This is a genomic window from Anaeromusa acidaminophila DSM 3853, assembly GCF_000374545.1.
GTDB classification, from domain to species: Bacteria; Bacillota; Negativicutes; order Anaeromusales; family Anaeromusaceae; genus Anaeromusa; species Anaeromusa acidaminophila.
Genome location: NZ_KB894597.1, coordinates 66701 through 78248, shown reverse-complemented (window position 1 = coordinate 78248; position 11548 = coordinate 66701). Strand labels below are relative to the sequence as shown.

Here is an 11548-nt window from a genome sequence, read left to right as displayed (position 1 = left end):
CGACCATATCCATCTTCTGCTATCCATACCACCCAAGTATAGTGTGTCATATATAATGGGTTATCTAAAAGGAAAGAGTGCATTAATGATATTCGATCGACATGCGAATTTGAAATACAAATTTGGGAATCGACATTTCTGGTCAATTGGATATTATGTGAGTACAGTTGGCCTTAATGAAGCTACAATAAAAAAGTATATAAGAGAACAAGAGAAAGCAGATCAAATGATGGATAAAATTAGTGTAAAAGAGTTAGAAGACCCCTTCAGGGGTAGCTAGTACCAAGTGCAAAGATGGCTTGAACGAAGTGAAAAGCAGCACTTTTAGGTGCCGCTAGTAATCAGCCCTTATAGGGCTGGTGCATGCCGCCCGTTTAACGGGCGGTCATGACTGTTTTGACTGACTTGTATCCCTAGGTTTGCCTGTTGAAAGCCAACTGCCTGGATTGGCGCTCTAACGTTTTTTCAGGTTAGTCCAGTTGTGAGTTCAAGCATGGCAAGTATTCGGGAAACTTCGGTAGCCGCGAGGGTATGAAGAACGACTTGCCTGTGAACATCGAGCGACGGCATGGGCTATGGGGCTGAAGAAAGGGACAGTAGTGCATAAAAAATAGCCCTTAGAGATGTTTCCCTCAAAAAGTTAGACTTTAAAAATCTACCTTATGGGGGTTACATCGCTCTGAGGGCTATTTTTATATTCAAATTAACCAAAACGCTTCAATAATTCTTGATTTTGCTTTATCTGAGTTTTTAAAACTTCTTCAACTTCTGAGATGATTTTATTTGGGGAGGGACTATTTAACCAATATATGACTCGTGTTCCGGCGTTTCGTGAACTAACAATACCCTGCTTTTTTAACACGCTTAAATGTTGAGATAGGTTTGATTGTTCAATTTCCAGGTCATTCACTATGTCCTGTACACAGAGCTCGTTTGTTGCTAATAGCTTGACTATTTTGACGCGAATAGGGTGAGACACCGCTTTGAAATAGTCTGCTGTTATTTTTGCTATAGCTTTTTCCACAAGAGATACCTCCTTATTCTAACTCTTTGTTCAATTAAAAATAATTTTCGTTAAATATATTTTATTACAAATAATGGATTTGATCAATTACTAATAGTGTTAAGTTACAAAAATGTTATAAATGCCCAGGGAAAATAAATTGATGAATATACGTTTATTGCCGAAGTGGTAATGGCGCGGAATTCACTAATGGGTGAAACGTACTTAGAGCGTGCAGATTATGCGAAGAATGCAAAGGGGGGAATAGTTAAAGTGTATTCAAAATTATTTCCTAGCATGAAAAGAATTTGGCAAGTATGTAGAAAATTACACAATAGGTTCTGTTCGTGGAAAGCTTTTTTTAAGGAGGAATGAAAATGGCTTTACAAGGATGGGAAAGTAAGTTTGCTCTTAATGTTCCTGCAATGGATGCGGATCATCAGAAACTGGTTTCTATGATTTCTTCATTGTATGATTCGATGAAGAAAGGCGAGAGCAAGCAAGTCGTTTCTCGACTAGTAACTGAACTAAACAGTTACGCATCTACTCACTTTGAAAATGAGGAAAAATGTTAGCGAATAATAACCACCCGGAAGTTTTATTGCAAAAAGAGCAGCACGTTCAATTTCTCAATAAAATTGGAGAATTTAAGGAAAGCGTAGATAAGGGAAAACTTAATACGTCTGTTGAGATGCTAACTTTTCTAAATAATTGGTTTTTGAACCATATTATGAAAGTAGATATAAAATATAAAAAATGATACTTTGAAATCGAATAAGCCAGGCATGCCAAGTGTTGCAGAAGGGAAAAGAAGAAATTATAAACGTGTTTGAGAAATAGCTTTGAGTGATAAAAAAACCGCCTTCGGGCGGTTTTTTTATTACTCAAACTCCGTATTGCTCGTCTCCCAACGTTTAAATTGACAATATCCCCATGGTGCATATAATCCCAGTGTGATAAAGGTTAGAATCATAATAAGCAGCCATTGCCCGAAGAAACCAATACCAGTGCCGTTGAAAACAAGGCGTTTACCGTTGACGTAGGTGTTAGCGGTGATCCAGCGCTGTTGAGCGGAATAGGCCCAGGGGAAGTATAGACCCAGTGTGATGACTGATAGAAAGCCTGTCCATAATAGGAGCCAGAAATAGCCTAATCCAGATCCGCGAAACTCAAAAGAACCTTGCATGGGAAACCTCCTTTGTAATTGCTTTTAGGGGCGACAAACTTTGCACGGCACATACCCTGCATCGATCGCCTCGTCTCGGCTTTCGAAAAAAATCTTATGGGTCTCGCTCATGCGGCTTACATAACGACAGCTTGCATAGTGGAATTTATGACTGTTGCTGTTGCCTATGTAGTCGGACCCAAGGGCGACGGAGCTGGCCAACATTCCTACCAGCAGAAGGAGTGACATTAAAAGAAAAGGCTTTTTTTTTCACTGCTAAACTCCCTTCAAGTTTATAATGAGCTAGTCATCAAGAAGTGGATCAATTTGTTCGAGCCACTTTAATATTGTAAAAAGAGCCCTACACGAAGTGCTTTTTCTTTAATTCGTCTGCGTTAATAAAGTTGATCATTCACAGGACCTCTTGTAGTGGCATTCGCTCACTATGGCATAGATTTCTTTAAGGGCTTCTTTGATTTATTCGTAGATATTTAAGCTGTCACAAGAATTTCTGCGCATCGCTAATGCGAGGGTACGTTTTTTCTATCTTTTCAATAACAGCAGAGTATTGCTTGATTTGTTGGTTGATGTGTTCAAGATGTTCTAGGCTGTCAGGCTGGTTTTTTTGAGATTCTAAATCTCTTAATTTTTGAATGAAGTGAAGGTAGATGGTCATAATTTCTTGACCGCTAAACGAGAGACTCATGGGATTAGCTCCTTTGAATTAGAAATTTAGCCTTGAGGACTATTGCTCGCGAGACTATTGTACTACTAGTTTGCGGGCTGGACAACGGGTTATGAATTCAAACTTAATGGTGTGAAAGGTTAACTATAAAAAAGGCCGTTCGGTTTGTTAACACCGAACGGCATAAAAAAGAAAAATGGTTTAGCAATAGTATTCTAACATGAAATATTCACTATAGTAGATTATAAAACTAATTTATTTAACAATTTTTTGAAAGGGATAAATTTTTTCGAGTTGTTCTTGATAATACTGTTCAGGAGAAGGTGCGGACATTAATGCATCATGTGTAGTTTGTGAGATTCCAGGATGCCGATGGATCGATCCATCATCAAAAGTAATTTCTAAAACGTAGGAAGTGGAATTATAGCTGATATTGGAAAAATGTTTCAAGTTGGTTGAAGTTTTATCCATGACATCACCTCTTGATTAGTAAAAATAACGATTCTCAACTACTATTTTAACACTAGAAGCACTTGACCTCAAGAAATAAATCGAAAAATTCAAATAAAAATAATTGGAAGCAAGAAACAACTTAAATCCATAAAATGGAAGGTGGAAACGAAGCGTGTAGTAAGCCTGGGTTTCTAGAGAAGATAGTATAGAGACAGTAGTACAGGTTTGTTTTAAGAAAATGAAAAATAGTTCTCACAATAAAAGGAATATCTTGCCAATTACAGAATAATCTAAAATAATAAAAGCTGTATCAGTTGCAGAAGATATCGTGCAGCGAAGAAGAAAATATCGGTTTTCATAATAGGAGTTGCGTAGTAGCGGAATAGAAACTTGCACTTAAGAAAATGTCAAAAGCGAAAGCGAGAGAAATGCGATGACTCTTTTAGAACGAGTACAAGAAGCTTTCTTGAGGACAATTTCTGGTTATTTTCGACTGCTTATTGTATCTATGGGGTTGATAGGTGTAGTGCTGTTTTCCGTTTTTACTTACTATGAAATTAATAACGCTCGTGAGTTTGCTTTGAAGAGTTTTGAGCAAACCGTTCTTTTAGAAACGAACTATATAACGCATTGGTTCGAAGATAATGCGAGTCGGGTACGGACGTTGTCTCAATTGCCGTCTGTACGTCGTGGCGACTTAAATACATTTTTTCAACGTGCAGAACTATTTGCTAAAAACAATCCTCATATTACTGGGATTACATTTATTAATGCAAATGGAAGAGCGGTATCTGGCGAAGATGTTTCAGATCGAGAATATTTTCAACGGGCAAAGCATAGAGAAGAGTATATTAGTGATGCATTACAAGGCCGTTCTAGTAAAGAGTGGATTGTAGTATTTAGTGCGCCTGTCTTTAATGACCACGAAGAGTTTCTAGGGGCGGTTGTGAGCGCAGTAAAGCTTGATGCAATAGCTCAGGCGATGGAAGAATTTCATTTGGGCGTTACAGGGGAGACCTATCTGATTGCTCATTCTGGGATGAAGATTAATTCTTCGCGGCTAGGATTACCTAATGATAGCAAAGAAAATCCCAGGGAAGGACCTGTTGTAGAGTCTCTTTATGGAACGGAACGAGGAAAAATTATTTCTGGAGTATATGAAAAGGCTAACGGGGAGAAGGTGCTAGGCGCATATGGCAGTTTAGAGAAGAGTAGATGGGTGGTTGCTTGTGAGATTGAGGAATATGAGATATTAGAGTCTGTTTATAATAAGATTCTAATTGCAGCCCTGATTAGTATCGGATTAGGAATTTTGGTCTTATATTGCACAGCTTTTTTTTCAAGACGAATTAATCAACCTATTTCGATTCTAATTGGCCAAGCTCAGAAAATTGAACTTGGCATGTTGCAATTTCTGCCGGAAACGGGAGTGCTGCCCGAAGAAAGCCCCAGAGAGTTACGAGAGATTTACCGAGCTTTTCAAACTATGGCTAGAAAGCTAATTGAAGATATACAAGAGCTAGATTGGATTAATACCAAATTAATGGAAACAGAAGAACGATTCCGCGTGCTAGCAGAAAGCTCAATGGTAGGCGTGTATATTATTGATGAAAAAGGAAAAGCTAACTATGTAAATCCTAGGCTGTGCGAGATGCTTGGCTATTCCGCGCGCGAAATGGAAGCGCTAGGTTGTATTATGGACCTCATCCATCCAGAAGATAAAGCAGATGTGGAACGATGCTTTGAAGGACGAAAAAATAATGAAATGAAAGCGAATATGTCTTATGAATTCAGAGTACGTTCTAAAGCGGGGACGATAATTTACGCTGATATCTATTCAACTGTTTGTTATATCGATGGCAAATGGTCGATTATAGGGACTTTGATAGACCAAACACAACAAAAGCAATGGGAAAAAATGATCTATGCAAGCGAAAGGAAAAACAAGGCCATTATTAATGCTATCCCAGATACCTTGCTGCGTTTAGATGCTACAGGGAACATACTGGAAGTAATAACCTATCCGAAAAATGGCAAGAAAGAACGCCCGGAAGAGTGGCTTGAATCCATGCAGAAGGTAAATAGTCTTTTCATTGAAAAACTCGTTGCAAGCGGTGAGATGCAGCATTATGAGCATGAATTTTTACTTGATGGAAAGAAAATAATCAAAGAATTTCGCATGGTTTTTTATGGCGATAACGAGATATTGCTATTGATTCGGGATATTACGGAACGCAAAGCCATGGAGGAACAACTAAAACATCTGAGTTACCATGACGCCTTAACAGGACTGTATAATCGCGCGTATTTGGAAGAACAGCTTACCGACGAAAATTTGCAAAACAAACGGCCAGTTGGGATTATCGTGGCCGATGTAGATGGCTTAAAGCAGGTGAATGATAAGCTGGGCCATCAATTTGGGGACCGGCTGTTACAACAAGCGGCTAGTATTTTGCGGTCGCAAAAGAAGCATATTGTTGCGCGCGTTGGAGGCGATGAGTTTGTGATTTATCTAACGCAAACCTCGGAGGAAGAAATAAAGATGCTCTGCAATGAAATCGAAGAAAAAATAGATATATCCAATAAGGAAGGGGGCGAAGTTCCTCTGCATATATCGTTAGGATGGAGTATTGGGGCTGAGGATACGCCTATTCATGAAGTGTTTCGCAAAGCGGATGATGCAATGTATTGGAATAAGAGCGTGCGAAAAGAGCGAATGCAGCGGGCGTGTGCGAGCAGCAAAAGATGTGAGGAAAAATGCTAGGTAATGAAAAGAAAGCTGATATTCTAAAAGCTGGCGAAGCGTGTTTCGTCAGCTTTTTTGTTCGGCCCTACCTTCATGTTGAAGTTCTAAGGCTGAAAAAGTAGAGAAACGACGATTGTGAATATTGACAGGCATCGATTGCGGGGATTATAATTTGACTAGAATCAATTAATGAGGTGATCAAAATGGCGCGGCCTCCACAAGACCCGCAGATTCGTATTAATGAAATTCTTGATGTGGCGGAGCCGATGTTCTACGCCAATGGGTATCATGAAACTGCGATTAGCGATATTGTCAAAAAAATGGGCGTGGCTCAGGGGACGTTTTATTATTACTTCAAATCGAAGGAAGATATTTTAGAGGCCTTGATTAATCGCCATTTTTCCAAGTTCTTTTCGGAAGCGAAAGTTATTGCCAGATCGCCTTCTTTTTCTCCGACGCAAAAAATTGAACGTGTCATTAATGAAGTGTTTCATATGCTCAACAATAATGGCGAGGGCCTTTTGTTTGAGTATTTATATAATGATAAGTCCATTTGTTTTATGGATAAGCTGGCGCGGCAAGGCAAACAGCAGTTGCAGCCGGTGTTGCTTGAGATTGTAGAAAGCGGCGTACAGTGCAAGGTGTTTCAGGTTGTCAATGCAGTGGTGACGGTTAGAGTCATGCTAGCGCTGTTAGACTCTTTGTTGGAAGCATTTTATGAGGGGATTGCGGATGAATTGTTGCACGCTCAATTTGTGCTTACCGAAAACTTGCTGGGACAGGTACTCGACTTGCAAGGGGAAACACTTGCTTTGAATAAAAATTTCAAATAAAAAGTGCCGTTCATGAAGGTAGTTCATGGATGGCAGTTTTTTAAACCAATTAACTGACTAGAGTCATAAAATGGCGGCTTTTTATTCAAACGACGAAGTGGTAGAGGAAGGAGCGGCGAGCTATGCAGTTGTTTTTGTATGGGGTCTGGGTCAGTGCTGCATCAAACTTTGACGAGCAAGAAGTAGAAGAAATTACGAAACAAGTGGTGCAAGAGCGGCTTTGGGAAAATCGACGTCTTGGAAGAATTGAGCTTATGAAAGCGGGGGCGATGATTCGAGTTTGTGTATACGAAGAGCCGGTTGTTCAATATATACCCATGAAGAGAGAGGGCGAAAAAGATGAATTTAATTAGGAAATATACGGTGTTGGTGGAAAAGAAGCGCTACTATTGCGGCCTAGCAGTGGTGCTGTGCTTATGCGCTGTTAGCGCCTTTTATTGGAAAGAACATAGTCAGGCGAAAACGGCAACCGAAGAGGTTCTGTTGGTACGAGCCGGGCGCGTGACGGCGGCTGGAACCAAACAGAATTATGTATATTCGGGAGAAGTGCGCGGACGTTTTGAAAGCCAATTATCGTTTCAAGTCGGGGGAAAGCTGATTAAACGCTATGTGGAATTAGGGAGCATTGTTCATGCAGGCGATGCGCTTATGCAGATTGACTCTAGAGATTTGCAGCAGGTAGTAAACAGCAATGTTGCTGCCACGTATTCTGCAGAATCACAGCTCAAGTTAGCGGAAAATAATTTAAATCGCTACCGGCAGTTGTATTCGCAAGGAGCTATAAGTCAAGCGCAGCTAGATCAGTATCAAAGTGCATACGAAGTGGCCAAGGCTTCTGCGGCGCAAGCAGGCGCCCAGTATTCCCAAGGGGCTAATCAATTGGGCTATAGCATTCTTTATGCAGATAAAGACGGCGTTGTATCCAATGTAAACGTTGAGGTCGGGCAGGTTGTCGGGGCGGGACAAGCCGTATTGACGCTTGTGCAAGACGGCGAGAGGGAAGTAGAAATCAATGTTCCCGAAAACCGAGTGGAAGAGCTGCGCAAAGCAATGCAGATCAAAATAACCTTTTGGGCGCTCGGCGATATTGCGACAGAAGGGCGGGTGCGCGAGATTTCCCCTATGGCCGATCCAGTCACACGGACCTATAAAGCGCGCTTAACACTGCTCAATGCACCGTCGGAGGTAAAATTGGGCATGACGGCTGCTGTGGAAATTGCTGATAGCCCAAATGGCCCGGTTAAGGCCCTGGTGCCTTTATCTTCGATTTATCAGACGAACAATTCGCCTTGCGTATGGGTTGTAAAAGAAGGAGTTGTTCAGCTGCGGCCCGTTCAAACCGGTGCGTTTAGAGATGCCAGCATTGAAATATTGTCTGGCGTTGAAAATGGAGAAGTAATCGTTACCGCAGGCGTTCATAGGCTGCGTGAGGGTCAAAAAGTGAAAATCTCCGGAGGAAATAAAGCGTGAAACGAATCAATTTGACAGAATGGGCATTAAAGCATAAGGCATTGGTATATTTTTTTGTCGGGATTGTATTTCTGGGTGGGATTTACTCCTATCAAAATCTAGGCAGAATGGAAGATCCTGATTTTACGATTCGTGAAATGATAGTGACTGTAAATTGGCCTGGAGCGACGGCGCGGCAAATCGAAGAGCAGGTCACCGATAAAATAGAAAAAAAGCTGCAGGACACTCCTGGCTTGGATTATTTAAAAAGCCAGTCCACTCCAGGGCAGTCTAAGATTTCCGTTGTCTTGAAGGACGACGCTGTCAGCGACAGCCAAATACGGCCTATTTGGCTGGAAGTGCGCAACATGGTTAACGATATCAAAGACACCCTTCCCAGCGGAGTTCAAGGACCGTATTTTAATGACCGTTTTGATGATGTGTTTGGTTGTATTTACGCCTTAACCGGTGATGGCTATAGCTATGAGGAGCTGCGCGCGCATGCGGAAAAAATTCGCAGAATCCTATTAACCGTACCCAATGTAAAAAAAGTTGAACTCACGGGGGTGCAAGCGGAAAAAATATATATTGAAATCGAAACGGTAAAACTGGCTCAACTCGGTATTGCGACTACTGATATTACGAATGCAGTGCAAACGCAAAACTCCATGGCGGATTCCGGTATGCTTCAAACCTCGACTGATAATGTGCATTTGCGAGTCACCGGGGCCTTTGAAAATCTTGAGAATTTGAAAGAGCTTCCGATCCGAGCGAATGGGCGAACCTTTCGCTTAGGCGATATTGCGAAAATCACGCGAGGCTATGTTGATCCTGCAGATTCGAAGATGTTTTATAATGGTCAGCCAGCAATTGGATTGTCTTTGTCGATGGAAAAAGGGGGAAACATTCTCAAATTAGGGAATAACCTAGAAAAAACAGTGGCTCAAATTCAAAAAGACTTACCTGCTGGTTTGGATTTGTCTTCGTTTTCGAATCAGCCCAAGGTCGTCAAGGAATCGATTGACGAGTTTGTAAAGTCTTTGGCGGAAGCCATTATTATTGTGCTGATTGTTAGTTTTATTAGTTTGGGCGTACGTTCCGGCGTTGTGGTCGCCTTGTGCATTCCTTTGATCATTACGGGCGTTTTTATTTCCATGAAGATTTTTGGCATTGATCTCCATAAAATTTCCTTAGGGGCGTTGATCATAGCCCTGGGGTTGTTGGTTGACGACGCGATTATTGCCGTGGAAATGATGATTGTTAAGCTAGAGCAGGGCTGCACTCGCTTTGAGGCGGCTTGCTACGCCTATACTTCAACGGCTTTTCCGATGTTAACAGGAACTTTAATTACCTGTGCCGGCTTTATTCCGGTCGGTTTTTCTAAGGGATCAGCTTCGGAATTTGTTGGAAGCATATTTTCCGTAATTACCATTGCCTTGCTTATTTCTTGGTTGGTTTCCGTACTGGTAACGCCTCTTTTGGGATATAAGCTGATCAAAGTTTCACCAAAAGCGCATGAAAAAGATGCGTATAATACTAAGTTTTATCTTATGTTTCGCAAAACGCTATCATGGTGCTTGTTGCACAGAAAAAAAGTGCTAACGGTTACCGCAGCATGCTTTGTCGGCTCTGTTTTGCTTTTGGGACTGGTCAGGCAAGAATTCTTTCCGGCTTCAGCAAGGCCGGAACTGATCGTAGAAATGCGCTTGCCAGAGGGGGCTGCCATTCAGGCTACGGAGAAGGAAGCTGCCCGCTTTGCAAACTACTTTGACGAAGATCCTAATGTAGTGAATTACGCTTACTATACAGGGCAGGGAGGCCCTCGTTTTGTGTTGACCTTCGATCCGGTTCTGCCGGATACCAATTATGCACAATTCGTCTTTACGAGTACGGATGTGAAAGGAAGGGAAGCTCTTGCACGCAAGGCGCATGAATTGTTGGCGGCGGAATTTCCGGATGTGCGCGGCAATATCAAGATATTGCAGTCCGGTCCTTCGGCTGCGTATCCGGTTATGCTTCGCGTCAGCGGTTACGATCATAATACGGTGCGAGAGATTGCGGAGCAGGTGCAAAGCCGTATGGCGGCAAGCCGTAACGTAACCGATGTAAATTTAGATTGGCATGAAAAAAGCAAAGTTATGCATTTGCATGTTGATCAAGATAAGGCGCGCATGTTAGGAGTCAACAGCCAAACTGTGGCAGCTAATTTGCAGGCCTTGCTCTCGGGAGCGACGATTTCTGAGTTCCGTGAAGAAGATAAAACCGTAGGGATTGTGTTTCGTATTAATCCGGCGGACCGAAATGATCTTTCGAAGATCAAAGACTTGGCGGTTCCTATAGGAAATGGGAAATTTGTACCGTTGGATCAGATTGCTAAGATTAGCTTTGAAGCGGAAGAAGGCCTGGTTTGGCGGCGTGATCTTAAGCCTACGATTACGGTTCAGGCAAACACGGCCGAAGGAGTGCTGGGCAATGACGCAACACAGCAGGCGTATGAAGACTTGCAGGATCTTCGCAGCGCTCTGCCGCCAGGGTATAGTATTGATATTGGCGGTTCTACGGAAATGAGCGTGAAAGCAATCGGGTGGCTTTTAGGGCCGGTCCCGGTGATGCTGGTTATTATTGTAAGCTTGCTTATGATTCAATTGCAAAATATATCAAAAATGGTGCTGACCCTTCTGACCGCTCCCTTGGGGATTATTGGCGTTAGCCTCGGCTTGTTGGTAACCGGGCGTCCTATGGGCTTTGTGGTTCAGCTGGGAATTCTCGCACTTGCGGGTATTATTATCCGTAACTCCGTAATTCTTATTGATCAAATTGAGCAGCATATCAAACAAGGAGAACCTTTGCGGGAAGCGATTGTTAACGCAGCAATAACTCGCTTTAGGCCGATTATGCTGACAGCGGCAGCCGCCATTTTAGCGATGATCCCCCTTGTGTCCAGTATTTTTTGGGGGCCGATGGCTGTGGCGATTGCCGGCGGGCTTCTTATTGCTACGATTTTAACGCTCTTAGTGCTGCCGACGATGTACGCCACTCTTTATAGAAATGAATTGACGGAGGAGGGAACTTCATTAAAGGAAGAGCCTTATCAGTAAGCTAAAGCGTTGTTGGTGTGTGGTTCCGCCCTTTTTGGAAAAATGCCCAACAGAACGGGGTATTGATTGTGCAACAATACAATGAAATGCTATTGTTGGATGTTCGATTCTCTGGT

The 11548-nt window shown here is 42.2% G+C and carries 13 protein-coding genes; 8 read left to right on the top strand and 5 right to left on the bottom strand.

What is annotated here, in order from left to right:
* On the top strand, positions 1–280 hold a 280-nt coding region (gene tnpA, locus C508_RS0112460; RefSeq protein WP_018703898.1), incomplete at its 5' end, for an IS200/IS605 family transposase.
* A gap of 423 nt (positions 281–703) precedes the next feature.
* Here tnpA and C508_RS0112455 read toward each other — a convergent pair.
* Positions 704–1024 (bottom strand): ArsR/SmtB family transcription factor, encoded by a 321-nt coding sequence (locus C508_RS0112455; RefSeq protein ID WP_018703897.1) that lies wholly within the window; start codon positions 1022–1024, stop codon positions 704–706.
* Between the two features lie 356 nt (positions 1025–1380).
* On the opposite strand from C508_RS0112455, the gene C508_RS0112450 reads away from it, so the two are divergent.
* Positions 1381–1578, top strand: coding sequence for a bacteriohemerythrin (locus C508_RS0112450; RefSeq protein ID WP_018703896.1), 198 nt, complete (start codon positions 1381–1383; stop codon positions 1576–1578).
* On the top strand, positions 1572–1763 hold the full coding sequence (locus C508_RS0112445) for a hemerythrin family protein (RefSeq protein WP_018703895.1): 192 nt from the start codon (positions 1572–1574) through the stop codon (positions 1761–1763). Before C508_RS0112450 ends, C508_RS0112445 begins: the two co-directional genes overlap by 7 nt.
* A gap of 120 nt (positions 1764–1883) precedes the next feature.
* Here the strand turns inward: C508_RS0112445 and C508_RS0112440 are convergent, their stop codons facing one another.
* The 4 genes from C508_RS0112440 to C508_RS0112430 form a co-directional block, all read right to left on the bottom strand.
* A complete protein-coding gene (locus C508_RS0112440; RefSeq protein ID WP_018703894.1) occupies positions 1884–2189 on the bottom strand; it encodes a DUF898 family protein in 306 nt (101 codons plus the stop codon).
* 24 nt (positions 2190–2213) lie between these two features.
* A complete protein-coding gene (locus tag C508_RS20850; protein WP_281167291.1) occupies positions 2214–2393 on the bottom strand; it encodes an Ada metal-binding domain-containing protein in 180 nt (59 codons plus the stop codon).
* A gap of 274 nt (positions 2394–2667) precedes the next feature.
* Positions 2668–2874: a hypothetical protein gene (locus C508_RS0112435; protein ID WP_018703893.1), complete on the bottom strand. Its 207-nt coding sequence runs from the start codon at positions 2872–2874 to the stop codon at positions 2668–2670.
* A 234-nt stretch (positions 2875–3108) separates the two neighbouring features.
* Positions 3109–3324: a KTSC domain-containing protein gene (locus C508_RS0112430; protein ID WP_018703892.1), complete on the bottom strand. Its 216-nt coding sequence runs from the start codon at positions 3322–3324 to the stop codon at positions 3109–3111.
* 415 nt (positions 3325–3739) lie between these two features.
* Here C508_RS0112430 and C508_RS0112425 point away from each other — a divergent pair, with 415 nt between their 5' ends.
* From C508_RS0112425 to C508_RS0112405, 5 genes are all read left to right on the top strand, one after another.
* Complete coding sequence (locus C508_RS0112425; RefSeq protein WP_018703891.1) at positions 3740–6070, top strand: diguanylate cyclase domain-containing protein; 2331 nt, start codon at positions 3740–3742, stop codon at positions 6068–6070.
* A gap of 185 nt (positions 6071–6255) precedes the next feature.
* Positions 6256–6885 (top strand): TetR/AcrR family transcriptional regulator, encoded by a 630-nt coding sequence (locus tag C508_RS0112420; protein WP_018703889.1) that lies wholly within the window; start codon positions 6256–6258, stop codon positions 6883–6885.
* A gap of 122 nt (positions 6886–7007) precedes the next feature.
* Positions 7008–7238, top strand: a complete 231-nt coding sequence (locus C508_RS0112415) for a hypothetical protein (protein WP_018703888.1) — start codon at positions 7008–7010, stop codon at positions 7236–7238.
* Complete coding sequence (locus tag C508_RS0112410) at positions 7225–8355, top strand: efflux RND transporter periplasmic adaptor subunit (protein WP_018703887.1); 1131 nt, start codon at positions 7225–7227, stop codon at positions 8353–8355. Before C508_RS0112415 ends, C508_RS0112410 begins: the two co-directional genes overlap by 14 nt.
* Entirely contained in the window at positions 8352–11432 is a 3081-nt protein-coding gene (locus tag C508_RS0112405) for an efflux RND transporter permease subunit (protein ID WP_018703886.1), read from the top strand. The genes C508_RS0112410 and C508_RS0112405 overlap by 4 nt, the downstream gene beginning before the upstream one ends.
* Positions 11433–11548: the final 116 nt, after the last annotated feature.